General features: G+C 62.0%; 7 protein-coding genes. All 7 read right to left on the bottom strand.

Going from position 1 to position 17,277, the window contains the following annotated elements; translation table 11 throughout:
• Positions 1-4: 4 nt before the first annotated feature.
• Genes PH558_RS11335 through PH558_RS11305 form a run of 7 tightly spaced genes read right to left on the bottom strand, consistent with a single transcriptional unit; the run spans position 5 to position 17,271 of the window.
• Positions 5-1,561 (bottom strand): argonaute/piwi family protein, encoded by a 1,557-nt coding sequence (locus tag PH558_RS11335; RefSeq protein ID WP_285204294.1) that lies wholly within the window; start codon positions 1,559-1,561, stop codon positions 5-7.
• Positions 1,558-2,937, bottom strand: a complete 1,380-nt coding sequence (locus tag PH558_RS11330) for a toll/interleukin-1 receptor domain-containing protein (protein ID WP_285204293.1) — start codon at positions 2,935-2,937, stop codon at positions 1,558-1,560. Before PH558_RS11330 ends, PH558_RS11335 begins: the two co-directional genes overlap by 4 nt.
• Positions 2,938-6,237 carry a DUF499 domain-containing protein gene (locus PH558_RS11325; RefSeq protein ID WP_285204292.1) on the bottom strand — a complete coding sequence of 1,100 codons (3,300 nt, stop codon included), beginning with the start codon at positions 6,235-6,237 and terminating at the stop codon, positions 2,938-2,940.
• A 12-nt stretch (positions 6,238-6,249) separates the two neighbouring features.
• Positions 6,250-9,060: a DUF1156 domain-containing protein gene (locus PH558_RS11320; protein WP_285204291.1), complete on the bottom strand. Its 2,811-nt coding sequence runs from the start codon at positions 9,058-9,060 to the stop codon at positions 6,250-6,252.
• The gene (locus tag PH558_RS11315; RefSeq protein ID WP_285204290.1) at positions 9,044-13,273 is read right to left on the bottom strand and encodes a sacsin N-terminal ATP-binding-like domain-containing protein; all 4,230 of its coding nucleotides are present in this window, start codon (positions 13,271-13,273) and stop codon (positions 9,044-9,046) included. The genes PH558_RS11320 and PH558_RS11315 overlap by 17 nt, the downstream gene beginning before the upstream one ends.
• Positions 13,270-13,761: a hypothetical protein gene (locus PH558_RS11310; protein WP_285204289.1), complete on the bottom strand. Its 492-nt coding sequence runs from the start codon at positions 13,759-13,761 to the stop codon at positions 13,270-13,272. Before PH558_RS11310 ends, PH558_RS11315 begins: the two co-directional genes overlap by 4 nt.
• Before the next feature lie 9 nt (positions 13,762-13,770).
• Entirely contained in the window at positions 13,771-17,271 is a 3,501-nt protein-coding gene (locus tag PH558_RS11305) for a helicase-related protein (RefSeq protein ID WP_285204288.1), read from the bottom strand.
• Positions 17,272-17,277 lie beyond the last annotated feature (6 nt).

The raw sequence follows: 17,277 nt of genomic DNA, 5'->3' as shown, positions 1-17,277 counted from the left end.
GCATTCAAATATAGAATTTGAAAGGCTGCTTCTCGGCCCCTGCGGCGCTTCCCATGGTAAGCACTTCTCCGACCTTGTCCGCGAAACGAATGGTGACCGGCAGCCCGTCGCTGAAGTTGCAGGCATTGTAATTAATTTTCGTGAGACCGAGGATGTCAGCCAGCACGGTCTCGATGGCGGGATATTCGCCGCTCGCGCGCAGCACGGTTACGAACAACGGGTTCGGCGTCTCCGGGCCGATATAGGTATCGATGCGTGGCGCATATCCCGCGGTCCACAGATAAGCATCCTTGTCGCCGAGTTGGATCGCCGTGCCGCGCAGACATGGATAATCTCCGTCGCGAAAGAGCTTGGTCTCGCCATGTGTCGATTGGATCCGCACGCCAACGATATTTGTCCCATCGGGCGCGGCCTTGCTGAACGCCTCCCATTCCGCGTCGTTGAACTTGGTCCGGCCGTGGATGAACAGCTCTTTAGGATAGGCCCCGAAGCGCTGCTTGTAGGTATCCAGAACCGTCTTGATCAGCTTCCCCGCAGCCAGATCGCTGAGGTGAAATTCCCTGTTTTCGGTCTGCCAAGGTCCGTTCGCCCCGCGAAATACGACGCCGTCGCCTTCGCTGAGAAACATCTGCGCCGCGCAGCAGGCGTGATTGTCGGGATGATTGGGAAGGAGCTTGAATACCAGACCGACATAGCAGACGCCCGGCCGCATGCCGGCAATCTTCCACGGGGGCTCGGCCTGCGTCTTGTAGAACAGGCCCGTCGCCAGGTTCCAGGCGACGGTGGCGGAATCCTGAGTACCGCGCTTCGGATATCCCGCCTTGTTCACGAACTCCTCGGGGGCAAGGGTCGTCTCGCGGATGAGCTGGGATGTCATGCCCAGCTTCAGAAGCTTCGCCTTGATCTGACGATGGAAGTCGGGAATATCATCGAACACCGACTCAAGCGTGTCATCTATGACCCCGGCGAGCAGCGGAAGATCAGCACGCCCCTTTTGGCGTTTGGGCAAGTCCCCCTCGATGAGCGCGACCTTGCGGCGCTGCCCCGCGACCGGCCGGCAGGTCTCGAACACGATTTCCGGCACGACGAAGATCCAGACGTCAACCGTCCGCTCCTCGTTTTTCGCGTGACGCTCGATTGGATCAATGAACAGCTTCGTCGTCGCGGCGACCGCTTCGTGATGGTTCTCGATCGCAATCGCAGCGCGAATGTCTGCAAAGTCGATCTCACAAGCGATCATTGCGCTTAGATCGACGCGGATTCCAAAGGCCTCTTCAAGACCGGGAAAGTCGGAGAGATGCAGCCGGAACTCCTTGTCGCGCTTGCCGCGAGGAGGAATCGCGACAGGATTGCTGATCGCCTCAAGCCACCGGCGCAGAAGATCCAGGCCATGTTTTGTACCGATCGCGCCGATCGTGATTTGCGCACGATCGGGCGCCGTCGCGGGCCCATACAGTGTCAGGCCGTCCTTCGGATGATCCGATGCCTGTCCATGTCCAAACCCGAGCGGCGGTTCCGGAATGTAGAGGACGGGAACGGATTTTTCGGGAAATTCGATCAAGCGTCTTCCTCCCCGAAGTGGCCACCAAGCGTTGTAGAATCGGCTTCCTCCGCATCCTCGCCGAGCTGATTGGTCTGCCGCGCGGTCACGGGCGCGGTGAACTGGATCGGCATCGCATCAAGCGTGATGCTTCCGCCTGAGCCGACTGCGAGATCAACATAAGGACTGTCGCCGGCCAACAGCTCCATGAACGCCATCACACGACCATGCCAGGCCTTGTTGCGCCAAGCCGAGCAGATCGAGCGCCGCAGGCGAAACTGGCTTTTCTTGTCTGGAATGGCGATCGGCTTATTGCGCTCCCCGATGTCGGAGAACAACACGCGCCCCTTGAGGCGCATATGTGGATACGGAAAGAGGCTGGGAATGACGCTGACGCCATATTCCCAGATCTTCTTACGGGCGACGCCGCGCAGCATCGAATTCCGACGCTCACCCTGACGCCCCCATGAGACGCGCTTCTTGAGACCCAGTTTGCCCTCTCCGACGTGGAATGACAGGCCACTTGAGAAGCTGTGGGCAAGAAAGCCTCGGGCGCTGCAATGTTTCTCCCATGCCTGGCGCAGAAGATTAATCATGATCGAGCGAGCATCTCGGCTCTCGATCCCCGCTTCCAAGGACCCGTTCTCGAGAAGATCGAGAACATCGAAATCACGCTCCACGCGAAACGGCCCGACTTGCTCGAAATGCTCGTCCAGGTCGAGCGGACTGGCGAAGGTCAAGAATCCGTCGCTGAATTCGGCCATGGGATACTCGAAGGACGAGCCGAGCTTGCGCAGCAAAGCGTCATTGGGCCGGTTGCGTGGCACCAGATGATTGAGCTTGTCCGGCATCCGCAGGATGCGGAGCCAATTAGACGTCAAGACCTCTGGAGTCGCTTCGATCTCCACAGCGCGTCGGCGTAGATGAGCGTACCATTCAGGCTGTATGATCCCGCCGCCCGTCTTCGGCACCTGCTGCCGTTCGAGCGATTTGAGCAGGCTCGCCAGCCCTTTCGCCCAACCGTTCTCAAAGTCGACATATTGCAGGCCACCTATCCCGAAAAGCTTTTGGAAGGTGCGCACCTTGAGTGGGATGATGAAATTGGGATCGGGGAGCTGCTTGGCCAAGTCTTCCGCAATGGCGATCTCCTCGCGAACGCCCCTTCTGGCGAGCGTCTCGTCGCTGCAACATAGCAGCATCTTGATCGCCCGCGTCTGAAGCGCCGCGGTGAGCTTGCCGCGCCATTCGTCTCCGGCATCGAGGTCGAAAATGTCAGCAAAGACCTTATAGCCAGCGGCTTCGAGTCGCGGCGCAAGCCACAGCACGAACTGGTCATCGCCAGGCGTCGCCTTGGAGATGAAGATCAGGTCGCGTTCGACAGGTCCGCTCCCGATCATTTACTCGACCGATTTCTCGACGAAGCCGAGCGTGTTGGCATTTTCGATCAGTGTTCGCACCTTCGCCCGATCGAGGCCCGCCGGAACCTCTGCCTCGATCTCGAGCCTAAGCTTCACTTCGCTGCCTGGCAGGGTCGTGAGTTGCTCGACGATCGCCTCGACGATCTGATGTATGTCCCTCGCTGGTCGGTCTGGCGAAATCATCACCGCCCCCGAGAACCGGGTGGGTTTGCGCTCTGAGGATTGCGGTTCAGGTGTTCCGCCAATCGGCTGCCCCCCGGTGGTTACTGGCGGCTCATCACCCCGCACATCCGGGCCGCCGGCGGGTCCGGCCTGGACCGGCGCCGGCCGGTGAGCCTCGGCGACATCGGGCTTTACGATGACGCTGTCGCTATCGATGACGACGATGGCGCTGCCAGCCCGTTCGATCGCGAGGCCGAGGTAGGTATCTGTTCTCTCATCCCACCGTTCGGCATAGGCGAACGGACCGGGCAACATGCCGCCCACGGCGGCCTGCACGGCCCTAACCAGGACCTCCTGATTCTTGATCCGTGGTAGATAGATATAGCGGTTGAGATACTCCCGCAGGTCCTTGAGCGACAGGTGCGGCTTGCCGTTCCATATATATTTCTGAAGATCGCGATCGAGACGCGACGGGCCCAATTCGACCAGCAGTCCCTCTTCCGCCACGAGCTTCTTGCTGGCTCTCGCCAGCAATCCGTCCTGAGCGGGGATCTTTCCAGACACCCACTCCCAATCCGCAGTCGCGCTCTCCTGGACTGGATAGTGCAGATAGCACCACGTCTCCTTGAGCCGTGTCTTCATCGTCTCGTTGGCCTCGGCCACCTTCGACTTGGCGAGAGCGCTATCGCTCTGGGTCAGGTTCAGTCGTTCCGTGTCCCGGACGATCTCTCCCCACGCGAGGAAAGCCCGCACTGAGTCTTTCAGATGGTCGAGCTGGCGACCCTCCGCCGCGATGAAGACCAGCATGTTCCGATGGACGCGCGGCGTGCTGCCCCGCTGGGTAAGAATGTCCTTCGCCTCAACCAGGGCTTCGGAGCCGTCCCGGCCATTGTGCGGATATTTAACGCCAAGCACGACGGCCCGCACGCCGCCGGCTTCATCGGGGACTTCGGCCGACGACGCCGGCGCGACCTGTACGGCGTCGAAATGCCCTCGATCGGCGAGGCCGTTCACATACTTCCCGAGTTCCGCATCGATCGTGACATCGACCAACGCGGCCTCGATCTGCGCTGCCTTATCCGCCGCGATACGATTGAGACTGGCCGACATCGAATACCAGTACCGGCCAAGATCGGCGTGCATGAACTTGGCCTGGTTGGTCAGCCGACGCAGCGCATCACCGAAGATCGACGGCCTTTCCCCCGGCTGCACAACGCCAAGATTGATCTGCTTGTCGTCGAGGCCCGTGTTCTGCTGCTGCGCGGTTGGCGCGGTCCCCATGAAAATCGCACGCGCGACGCGGCGAGTCGCCGAATACCGGTTCAGGTTCGGGGCCGACTGATCAACCTTATAGGGCGTGGACGTCGTGCCATCGACATCGCCAGCGATGATGGCCTGCCAGCTCACGTCGAGATAATGGAGCAATTCCGGCTCCACACGCGGCGAACTCACCGCGACGCTGCCGGGCATGATCATTACCGACGGATCGGCGTTCATCCACAACTCGTGAATGGCCTGCGCCATGAGGCGCAGAACGCCGCGCGTACGCTGAAACTTCTCCAGCGAGCCCCAGCACGTATAGAGCTGGTCGAAAAGCTCGGGGTGGATTGGATACGCCTTCTCCAGCTTGCGCCGGTAATCCTCGTCCGCGCATCCTTGTGGGAAATCGTTGGCGTTCTCGCGGTAGAGCTTCGCGAACTGCTTCAGCGTGTTGTCGCGATGGTGGAACTTGTCGCCGGGAATTTCCTTAAAAAGCCGCCGCCGGACAATCTCGTAGCTCTCCTCTTGGCTTGCCGGGCGCCATGAGGACTCCACGCGGCTGAAAGTCTGTTTCAAACGCGCGAGCGCTTCCTGACCTCCTTCGCCGCCGACCTCGATCTGCGAGGCCGGCAATGAGGCGACGAGCAGCGTACCCGGACTGGCCTTGACCGCCTCGGTCAACGACTGGACGAATGACAGGTTCGCATCGAACGACCCGGAGGGCAGCCCCTCAACCTTGTAGATCTGACGCAGGTAGGCGACCCACTCATCGATCAGGATCAAACACGGCGCATACTTCTTGAAGAGCGCTTCCAAGAGGTTCGAGCCCGGAGCGATGCCACTCGCGTCATTCTCCGCAACCATGGCGAAAGCGTCGGCGCCACCAAGCTGCCAGGCGAGTTCGCCCCAGGTGGTGCGAATCTTTCGATCGCCTTCGGCGTGGAGCACGTCCTGCGGCCCGCGCGACGTGCCCACGAGCACCGCCCTGTTGATGCCCGGCGGCACGCTGAGCCCCTGCTTCTCTAGGAGCTGATCCAGGCCGGACAGGTCTTGGACAGGAGTCGGCCCCGCCATGTGGTAGAGCGCCAGCATGGAGTGTGTTTTGCCGCCGCCAAAATTGGTTTGCAGCTCGACGACGGGATCGCCGCCGCTGCCGGACAGCCGCTTGGCAGCCCCCACCAACAGGGTGCTCAACCCCTCCGTCAGATAAGTGCGACTGAAGAACTGGCGGGGATCGCGATATTCAGGCGGGGCGCTGCCCGAATGAACCTTGGCCAGATCCGCCGCGAACTCCGCCTGCTGAAATTCGCCGGTGGCAACATCCTGATGCGGTTCGACCACTTCACGCCACGGCAGCAGCCCCGCCACGGTCTCGACCGAAATCTCCAGACGCTGGGTTTTCCGCCGCTCCTCATTGCGCTGAAGCTCCGTGAATTTCGTGCGCAGGATGGTGTCGCGCATCTTGCCGAGCTGCTCGGCTGTCTCACCGGCGCTGATCGCCTCCATCAGGCGCCGCATGGAATCGAGCGCGCGTTCGGCGTCATCGTAGGTGAAGGTCTCGTTGTGAGAGAGCTTATTGCGGACATCGCCCAGTTCGTTGACCAGCGATCGCTCGGCGCGGCCGAGCACCGCCTTGAACGCCTCACTCCAGAAACGATCCATGGCGTTGAACAACGCTGCGTGGTCCCAGCCGACCTCACCGTTGCTATTGGGACGTAGGCTCGGCAGCTTCTCCAGAACCTGAACCTGCCAGTGCCCCTTGAGCGAGGTTTCGAGCCGCTTTTCGACGAAAGGGATCAGCGCCGCGGGCAGCAGTTCCATCCCCTCAAACACATATTGGCGCGTACTTTTTGCCACGTCCCTTCCCCCTTAAATGTCCAGCCGGATCTGACGATCGCCGCGCGTATCGTGGATGGCCGCCGCCGCCTTCGTCAGCTCGGCCCAATCGGCGATCAGGGCGTTGTAGGAGGTGGCCTCCTTCGCATCCTTCCGCTTGTTGGCGCTGATGTCATAGAGGCAGTAGGCGAGATCCTTTACGGCCTCGGCCTGACTATTGATCTTCTTGAGCAAGATGGCGGTATCCTGAGAAATGCCGTCTTTCTCGTGTTGCCGGACTAGTTGCTGGAGGCATTCCCACACCGTTAGGTGGCGGTCATCCTCCGGGTCCCAGTCCTCGTCCAATTCGTCGCGCGCGAGGATACGGACTTTGCCGGCGGCGCTTTCGACGATCCCGGCGTGTTTGACGCTTTCTACCGAGATGCCGCGCGCCGTGGCGATGCTGTTGGCCGTGCCATAGTCGCCCGTCTTCAGCCCATTCTGCTCGAACCAGGTGATGGCGAAGCGGGTGTCAGGATCGAACTCGCCTTGAATACCGCCCAGGTATTCGTCGAGTTCCTTGTTGATGAGCTGAAGCGCCGTCTTCACGCTCATCGGATTGTCGTCAGACTCCAACACAGCCGTGTAGCGGGAGAACACGCCCATGCCAGGACCAATGGCCGACTGGGGCATATCAGCAGGCGCGATATTGGCAGCCTGAAGCTCGGAAATCGATGGCGGAAGCTCGCGCTTCAACGCGCGGATGAATTCAGCGCGAGTGATAGTTTCGGCGTTGGCTTCCTTTTTCCGACAAACGAGGACGACCGAATTGGCGAGAGCATTAGTGCCAGATGCTATCATGCGATTGGCCATTTCCGTGCGCATCGGCCAGGTCCCAACGACGGCATACCCAGCTTCGACAACGGCTTGAAGAAATGTTGCCCAACCAGTTGAGCTAATTCCTTCCTGTGCTACCTCGCTTTGCTTGAAGGCATAATAGATTGTCGCTGGAAACGCATCCGATGCCTGGCTGGCCATACCTTCGATAGCAACGGTCATCCCTCTCAAAAAGAAAGACTCTGCCGCCTCACGCCCGCCGTGGCGATATGGGGTCGCAACAAGTTCATCCTCTTTTGGTGTTGCCAAAAGCGAGAAAAGATCGGGATAAACACCGCGAAGCGCGCGCCTGATCCAAATAAATAGAAAATCCGAGAGATCAGCATATCCGATATTGTCGTAATATGGAGGATCAGTCGAAATTACCTTTCCTGACGCGATATTTTGCGCCTGAGCGTTCTCTTGAACGACGGACCCTGTCGCGAATGACGGAAGAACCGAGACAGACATAGAAACCCAATTAACGCTTGGCCCCCAAGCGCCCGACGATGAACAAAAGACATTACCTTCGCCAAAATCCCAAGTCATGGGAATAGACTGTCTAGCAAATGTATTTCGCAGTTGCAGCTTTGTCGGACTGGAGTCCCACGTGGCGATCGACGTGTGCCTGTCCGCAACCTTGTTAACAACCATCCCCAAATACACGCTTACTGCTTCGGCATAGGCTTTTGCACCTTTGCCGTCGTCCCGCAGCGGGGTCGTGTCGGAGGATCGGCCCGCGCGCAACGCGTCCACTTCGATCTGTACTCGCGCCTCATGCACCAGATCACTGAAAATATTAAGCGCCATCAACTGCCGGTCTGTGAACAAGTCACCGAACGTTGTTAGACCGTAGTCGACAGTCCAGAAATTGCGTGGGTCATTCGGGAGACTGGTCTCAGGCTTCCACTCAGGCCGTGCCGAGAGTGCCAGCGTTTCATGCTCCTCGGTAGGTTCGACATAGGCCCGACTGCGGTTGCCCTCGGCGACGATGGCGATCAGCGTCTGGCCCATTTTGCCAGCACGTCCTTTGCTCTTCACATAGTCAGGCGTGATCGCCGTATCCGACATCAGACAGCGAAAATTCGCGCCTCGGCCAGCCTTAGTGCCCTCCTTCGCGGCGGCGATTTCGGCCTTCGTCCCCCCGTGCCTAATCCTGTAGGTAATGGTCTTCGCCTGCCGATCGACGATCGGCTGGACCCACGCCTCCTTGCCGGGCTTGCTGCTGAGCAAGAAGCTCGACGCTATCGGGACCTGAACATCGGAGAAAGCGGGATCGGGGCTGGGGACAGTACGCGCCCAGATCCAGGCGATAACCGTCGCCGAACCACCACCATATTCCTTCGGTAGGTCCACCTGCGGGTAGAGGTGCCCGATGCGCTCCCACGCCTTCTCTCGCACCCACTCGCCATAATATTTGACATCCTCGGCCAGACCCTCGGCGTTGCGGTAGAACTGCTGATCCTTCGCGCCGGGATGGACCGGCTCCTTGTCTTTGAACTTCGGCGGGATTTCGATCATTGCCTTGCCGATCATCACGGCAACCGGATTCAGGTCGGATCCGTAGGCGGGCAGGCCCAAACGCTGTGCCTCGAGCGGAATGGTCCCCCCGCCTGAGAATGGATCATAGATCGAGGGCAGTTCGCCGCCGCAGCTCTTCCGGATTTCAGCACGGGCGCGCGCCAGCACCTCCTCGTTGGTCGAGTTCTCCCATTTCACCAAGTCCTCGATGATCGCGAACAGACGCTTGCGCTCCGCCTCCTGGGCTTCGTGCGTGGGGAATTTCTCAAGATCGCTCGACGGATCGTCGACAAGCTGGGCGAACAGCACCGCACGGCACGCGGCCAGGGGCCGCCGCGCCCACCACAGATGCAGCGTGGACGGATGGCCATGCCGGATCGACTTTTCCCGTGCGGAGGCGGCATTGATCGCTTCGAGCGGGATCGCAACCTCGATCAGTTTCTTCTTTGTGTTAGTTGTCGAGGTCATAAACAAGCCTGTACGTTGCAGGGTGGATGGTCAGCTCGCCGCCATCGCGCAGGGCGCGCAGGCGGGCGCCCGTCATTTCGACGGCATCACCCTCCGGGTTGATGAGAATGAACGAATAGAGGTCCGGCTTCTGGTCGAGCAGACCCCAGACGTCCGCTTCAAGCTGGAGCGGTTCGTACTCCAGGCAGTGGTCCTTTGGATAGTAGTGGCGAAGAATCTCACCACCCGCCGAGCGGCGCTCCCATGGAAAGCGCGCGCCGTTGCCGCGGCCGATCCAGCTCCCGTCCGCATGGAAGAAGCGATCCTCGCCGTCGACCTTGTAGCCCTGGGCTAACGCAAAGCGCGCCATGACGCTCGGGCGTGGGGGCTTCGGCGCGGCGCGCGGTCTGGTCGTAACCTCCGTTTCGATCAGCTCGCGATCTGGCTCTCCCGTGGGAGGCGCGGGTTCGGGGAGCGTCGCGGGCTCGCCCTCCTCCGCCAGGTGGAGATCGTCCGCATCGACCGGCTCGGCGTCGTCGCCCGCGCCTTCAGCGGTTTTGTCGCTCTCACCATCATCGCCGGGCACGGCGTCCGGTTCGGCCTCGGTGATCGGAGCAGAGACCATTTGCTCGGGGCCGAGCGTGAAGTTTTCCTCGAGATATTCCCGGATGTCCTCGGGCGAACGCTCGAACGCATAGGCCAGCGCCGCGCGAATATCCGCGCTCAGGCTCCTGCCGATCTCTTCCGGGACCCGCTTCGCGAGCTTGGCCTTGGATAGCGGGCTGACAAACAGCTTGCCGTCGAGCCACAGGATGTCGGTGAGTCGCGCCGTTCCGGCGGGCACGCCGTCGAGATAGGGAATGACCTCCAGCTTGGGGGTCTGGACCCATCTCGTTGCCGCGATCGCTTCCGCCAGCGCCCGCTCGCGCTCGGTCTCGGCGGCATCGGCAAGCTCGATCCGTCCGAGCTGGGTTCCGAACGCCGTCAGCCAAGCGCGGCGATCTTCGATGCCGGCCAGCAGCGACGGCTGGTTGAAATGCTCCTTGACGAGGTCCGACAAGGCCGGCAACGCCGAGAATGGCGGCGCCTGCACGGTCTCCCCCGACAGCCGCTGAAAATCGGCCGTCTTGCGCTTGACCCATTCGTGCAGATGGCTCCACCGGAACAGGGTCTGCATGCTCAGGCCATAGGCAAGCGTATCGACCGGCGCCCACTCGCCCACGAGGTTCAGCCAGTGCCCGCACTCCTCCCAGATGCGGACCGGGTATCGGACCAGCAACGTGCGAACACGCCTGGCGTCGTCCGCCGACAGCGCTTTCCCCGAGGCCAAAGTCCCAAGCCATTGCAGCGCCAGGTCCGCGGAGGGGCGGTCGGCGACACCGATACGGTGCCACAGGCTGAGGTCGAGTACGGAGGCGCGCACGACCGCGGCGCCGGGAACATCCTCTTCGTCACCGGCTAGGAAGACGCCGCCGGCCGTCGCCCACGTCCCGTCCTGGGCGAGGATCAGCTTCTCTGCCTTGAAGGCGTTCCTGATGTTTTGCGCGTCAGCGGTCGAGCACCCGTCGAGCATCTGATCCAGGCGGCGATACCATTTCTCGACCTCGTGGGCCGGAGCCTTGTCGGATTTGGCTAGGGCGCGCAGCCGGTCGAGTAAACGCCCGGGACCGCTCGGCGTGCTGCGGACCCCGAGAAGGTCGAGCAGCGGGCGCGTTGTTTCCCTATCTAGCAGTCCATGCACGAAGGGCTCGACGTCGATCAAAGCCTCCGTCTCCGGTGTCCTGCGGACCAGATCCGCCGGAAGCTGGATCATGTTGCGCGTATCGGGAAGGCAGGGCTTGGCCCGCAGCTTCAGCAACCAATCGGTCAGCAGGCGCTCTGATGAAACCGATCGCGTGGACCCGGTGGTCGCCACCTGTGACAGGCGGGCATTGATGGCTCGCGACCAATAAGTGTCACGCTGATCCAGGATCTTGCCGACGATCTTCGCCCAAATACCCGCGTCAGTCTTCGCCAGCCCCTCCCAATGCCGCCAATAGTCGACAGGGAAATCCCAGTCCTCGATGACGAATTGGTTGGTGACATAGGGGTAGTAGAGGGCGCTACGGGCGCCGCGCGCCTGCGCCTCCGATGTAAGCTGCTGCCGCCCGTAGAGGCTCTGCCGCTTCTGGTCCAGCGGCGCCATAGTCTGAAGCCCCGACCGGCCAGACGACACCCAGCGCAGCCAATCCTCCCGCGTGCAGGACTTGAAGCCCGCAACATAGTCGCCGTGCAGGAGCTGAGTCTTTCGGACGACCTCCGGCAGCAGCTCCTCCAACGCGCCATTCTCGTCGAACAACACGCCCTTACCGATCGCCCGCAGTGTTCGATCGGCGCAGGCATATCGGAACGAGTCGCCGATCGTGACGCCGAGCTTGGCCGCGATCTGGGCAAGCTGAACGCACTCGGTTAGTTTCGGTTGGCCGGAGCCGAAATAGTCGGCGGCGACCCTCTCGATCACCGCGTTGACGTCGCTCGTTTCGTCGAGCCCGATCTCCTCCAACACCGCGAAAGCCGCCTCGACGGGATCATTGCCGGCTCGGCCCTCGGACTTGTCACGGCGCTGATCGGCGAGGAATCGGGTCCAGTTCTGGTTGAGGACGATCAAATGGCTGGCGAGGAATTCCCAATCCTCCTCCGACTGAAGCAGCTTCTTTTCGCCGAGCCGGACTATCTCCGACGCCGCGTAGAGCACCTCCTTGCCCTGCACGGGTACGATCCGCAGGGCGTCGGCATCATGGCACTGCCAGCCCGTCACCTCCGGCGCAATATAGACCCACAAGTTCAGAAGGTGGCGCCAAGTCGCCGGTTTCGGCAGATGGTTGCTGCGCAGACGGTCCAGCAAGTCTGACTTCGAGAACTCCTCGATCAGCCTCCAATGTACGAGCTTGGTCCGGTTCTTGACTGAAACATGCTGGCAAAGCGCCGGCCGGGACCTGGCGTCGAGCAGCGCCGTCGCCTGGTCAGCCGGCCAGATGTCGAAGATAGGGCGCGGAACGGTGATCGCGGCCTTGGCCTCAACCAGCCTCCCCTCCTCGGTCAGGAGGATCGGTCTGCCTTCGACCGCGGCGTCAAACGCCAGTTCGACAAGGGCGCCGCACGCCCCTTCGAGCGTGGCCGCCTCTCGATCAACGTCCGGCAGCAGACCATAGGCGTCCGCCCGGTCCTGCGGGCCAGTCTTCGTCTGCTCCAGCCATTCCATCATAGCGCTGGCGGCTAACTCGCCGGCGCGGTTCAGCAGCCAACGATTGGTTGGCGAGGTCTCCGGGTCCTTTATCTTGAGACGCGCCGGGTCCTGGATGAAGGGCGCATTGCAGGCGAAAGGCAGCGCCGTTTCCACGCCGGTCGGCAGCACGACATACAGGCGGCCCTTCGCGCCCAGCACGATCTCCACCCGGCAGGGCGGGAAATCGCCACTATCCTCGGGCCCGAGCATCCGCTCCCTGCGGATCTCGTCGAGCGCTTCGGCCGGGAAGGATTCCTCGCCCGAACGCACGAGGAGGAAGGGATCTTCGGCTTTCTCGTCCAAAGCCATCCATTCGCTCTCGGCGATGGGGCCAGGTCCGAGACTCTGCCAATGCACCTCGCTGTCGCCGATCTGAAGGCGGCGGATCTTCTTGAAGAACAGCAACGACACCGGGCTCTTCAGCCACTCGTCGAGGTTCTTCTCGACTTCTCGGCGCAGCAGCGGGTTGGCGATCGCCACTTCGACGCGCGTGGTTCCCGTTGTCGGATGGCGGCTGTCGATCCAATGCGGCTGAGTGAACCGCACACGCTCGAAGGCCACCGCCAGCGTCGGCGTGAACAATTCAACCCGATCGCCCAGGCTGAACGTGCTTTTGAATCCGATCCCGCGGAAGCCGATCGTGTGCAGGGCGCGCTTGTTGGAATAGCCGAAGCGGCAAATCGAGGCGAAATGGGCCTCGATGAAGTCCTCGCCATTGTGCTCGAACACAAAGCGGTCGTCCACGATCGACACCCGCGCTTCGCTGGCGCCGGCGTCGTCGGCGTTCTGGAGCAACTCGGACAGAATGTGCCGCGGGCTCTGCACCTGCTTGAAAAGCTGGTGCCAAGGGCCGGCCAGTTCCGGGTCCGCCTCAAGCTGGTCCCAACGCTCGGTCGCGCGCTCTTGGATCGACCGGAAATAGTCGGGCGGATCGGCAGCAATGGTTTCGATCTGGGGGCTCACGCTCATAGCGAAAGCTCCAGCGTCGAAGGCGTGGAGACCAATTCCGGGCCGCGCGGCGGCGCCGTCTTGCGCCAGCCGCCCTTGGTGGTCTGGATGGCGGAGATCGGCAGCCGCTGCCCGGCGGGCAGCTCATGCAGATCGCAAACATGCCAGAACACCGCCCAGTGGCCCTGATTGTCGGCGGCATATTGGCCTGTAGTCGGCGGCCGATGCACCATCCCCTTTGAGTGTTTGCCGTTTTGGCTTTCTTCGCAGCCGACGTACCACCCCAGCCAGGACACGACGAAGCTCAGCTTGGCAGGCACATCCTCATGTGATGGATAGATCAGGACCGGAACCCTCGCGCCATCGCGCAGGTCGTCGACCTTGCGAAACAGCTCCCATTTACGCGACCCGAAGGCAACGAAGCCCGAGGCGCTGGCGATGGCGCGCCCCGATTGAAGGTGCTCCAGCGGCACAGGGGCCAGGATGGAAAAATCCGCGATGCCGGTCATCTCGCCCCCCTATGCCGGCTCTTGGGCCCGCTCTAGCAGGCGTCGCAGGTCGAACTGGATCGCGGTCTCGAGAAACGACGGTTCCCGTTCCACGAGCGGGCCGTGCACATAGCGCGGCGCATGAGCAAAACCCGCGGCGACCGGCACGATGGCAAGAATGAACTTCTCCGGTTCATGCAGGGAGGTAATGACCTCTTGGCGCGTGACCATCACGCTGTCTGCGCCGTCGATGCGGCCCTTGACCTCGATGAAGCGCAGGTGCCCCGACCTCGGATCGTGGGACGCGATGTCATAGCCAATCTTCTGGGCGGAGACGTCAGCGGGCTCGTTGCCCAGTGCCCGTTCGGCCGCCATCACGGCTGCCATCGCCGCAAGCTCAATTTCCCGGCGCGCGGCCGGGTCTTCTGCAAAATGGTTCGGAACGCTCGGCGCTTGACGTTCTTGCAGCAATCCGCGCGGGATGACGACCATGCCGCCCCGCACGCGCGGAGGCTGCGACGAGATGAAACGCTCCCGCTCAAGCTGGTCCATGCGGCGTTTCTGCCGATCCGCTAGGTCTTCGGCGCGGCGCTGTGCGTTCTGCCAGTTCACCCGCGTCTTCTTGCCGGCGCGCTCCTCCTCCTTCAGCTCGAATGCGCGCGAGTCCCAGTAATTGATCTCCTTCTTGAGACGTGCGCGAACCTCCTGCTCGACCTTTTCGATCTCAGGCAGCCGCCGCGCCTTGACCTCGGCGACGTGGCCTTGGGCCAGTTCGACCGTCGCAAATCTGATCGCGGCCTTTTCCAAGTCGGTGGTCAGCCAACTCTCTTCCAGAAGATCGCGCACGCTGCCGACTTCCTCCGGCGTTGCCGGCCGCAGATTCAAATGCGGCGCGATGCCGGCGTTAACGGTGTTTCCGGCCTTGTCGATCGCGGCGAACTGCAGCCGCTGCGAGATCACATGCGGCTTGCCGGCGCTGGTGACGCGACCGTCCTGGACGGTATGTTCCAGCAGGAAAATCGCCGACAGCGCATCACCCGCGTCGGTGTCGTCGACCAGGATCGCCCCCTGACGCATGATCTGCTCATACTGTTCGCGGATCAGACTAATCACGGCTTCGAGCAGCGGATGGCCGGGACAAACGAAGGCGGCGACCGGCTGCTGGTTGATCTTGTCCTTTTCGAAGCAGATGCGCTCATACTGGGTCTGGAGCGGCGCGCCGGTCCCGATCTGGCGGTCACGCTCACGGATGCGCACCGGGACATGCGTGACCTCCCAACGCCCTTCCTCCCGACGCTTGATCCGGCCACCCAGATGCTGGAACGCCTCGACGAAGAAGCTCTGGATGTGGTGCGGCTGTAGGCGCAGCGCCTCGGCGCGCTCCATCTCCAGCCGCAATTCCTCGACCCTCGCTTCCGGCATGGTGTCGTTGGTCAGGGCGCGACGACGCAGCAGTTCGAGCAGGTGCGCCTGATCCACCGCGCCATCGACCTGCTGGAAAAGACGCGCTTTCACGTCTTCCTGCTCGCCATACTGGATCGCCTCGAACAGCAAATCCTTCAGGGCCACGCCGTCGAACAATTCGCCGAGCACGTCATAGACGCGGCCGCCCAGCGCCTCGCGCGCCGCTTCCAGTTTCTCCAGCAGCCGCGCGTAAACCTCGCCCTCGCGGGTATCGGCCGCGACAAGATTCCAGAGATGGCAAACCTCGGTCTGACCGATGCGGTGGATACGGCCGAACCGCTGCTCGATCTTGTTGGGATTCCACGGCAGGTCGTAATTGACCATGAGATGGCCACGCTGAAGGTTCACGCCTTCACCCGCCGCATCGTTGGCGATCAGGACTAGCATGTCCTTGTCCTGCATGAAGCGCTCCACCACCTTGCGCCGCTCTTCGCGCGACACGCCGCCGTGGATCACCTCGACGGCCTCGGAGTTGCCGAGCCGCGCCCGGACCTTTTCAAGCAGGTAGTGCAGCGTGTCCTTGGGCTCGGTGAAGATGATCAGCTTGCGGCGATTGCCGGCCGCGTCGATCATCAAATCGTCGTCGAGAATCCGGTTGAGCTGGCTCCATTTCGTGTCCACGCCCGAACGCAGCACGCCGAGCGCCATCGTCTCCAGCCCCTTCAGGGTCTCGACTTCGATGGCCAATTGCTCGACCGTCTCGGCTGTCGTCGCGCCCGTTGAGATCAGATCCTCGAGCTCGTCGATCTCCTCTTGGCCATACTCCTCGATATTCCGCAGCATGTCGGCGTTTATCGCCGGTTCGGTTGCGCCGGCCCGGCGGCCCTTGGCGGCAAGGCGCGCTTCGCCCAGCTCGTTTTCGAGCCGTTCCCTGCGCCGCTTGAGAGACTGGTAGATGGCGGCCGGCGACGAGGCGAGGCGTCGCTGAAGGATCTGCAAGGCGAAACCAACATTGTTGCGCTTCTTCCCGTCCCCCTCGGCGAAACGCTGCACGCGGTTCATCTCGGTGCGCACATATTCGGTGACGGCAGTGTAGAGCGCGGCCTCCCCTTCCGAGAGCTGATATTTGACCGTGCGCGCCCGCCGCTCAGGGAACAGCGGCCGGCCATCGAACTTGAGCAGTTCCTCCTTGGTCAGCCGCCGCATCATGTCTTCGGTGTCGGCATAATGGACACCGTCGCGGAACCTGCCCTCAAAGCGATCGCCGTCGAGGAGCGCCATGAAGAGCTGGAAATCCTCCTCCTTGCCGTTGTGCGGCGTCGCCGACATCAACAGCAGGTGGCGGCAGACCTGGCCGAGTTTCTGGCCGACCTGATAACGCCGTGTATATTTGACCTCGCCGCCGAAATAGGTGGCCGACATGCGATGGGCTTCGTCGCAGATAATCAGGTCCCATTCGCGCGCGCTCATGAGCTTCTCCTGGAGCTCCTCATTGCGCGCCAACACGTCGAGACGGACGATCAGCCTATCCCGGTCGCTGAACGGATTGCCCGACCGCGAATTCTCAATCATGTCGCGGGAAAGGATGTCGAACTCGAGATTGAACTTCTGGCCGAGTTCGTCCTGCCACTGCTCGACCAGGCTGCCCGGCGCAACGACGAGACAGCGTTCCAGATCGCTGCGAGCGATCAGCTCCTTCATCAGCAACCCGGCCATGATCGTCTTGCCTGCGCCGGGATCGTCGGCGAGGAGGAAGCGAAGCGGTTGGCGCGGCAGCATCTCGCCATAGACCGCCGAGATCTGGTGCGGCAGCGGATCGACCAGGCTCGTGTGGATTGCCAGGTACGGATCGAAATAATGGGCCAGCTTGATGCGGTTGGCTTCGGTCACCAGGCGCAGCAATTCGCCGTCGGCGTCGAACGACCAGGGCCGCCCATTCTGCTCGACCTCGAGACGGTGCTCGTCGTCCCGGTAGAGAACGGCCTCGGCCACCGTGCCGTTATGATCGCGGTAAACGACGTTGATCGCCTGATCGCCGATCCAGTCTACGGACACGACCTGCGCGGCTTGCGCCGAGGCAATGCCCCGAACGGATGCGCCATTCTTGATATCTTCCAGCCGCGCCATACCCGC

The sequence above is a fragment of the Rhizobium pantanalense genome, assembly GCF_030182525.1.
Lineage (GTDB): Bacteria > Pseudomonadota > Alphaproteobacteria > Rhizobiales > Rhizobiaceae > Rhizobium.
This window is presented reverse-complemented; position numbering and strand designations above follow the sequence as displayed.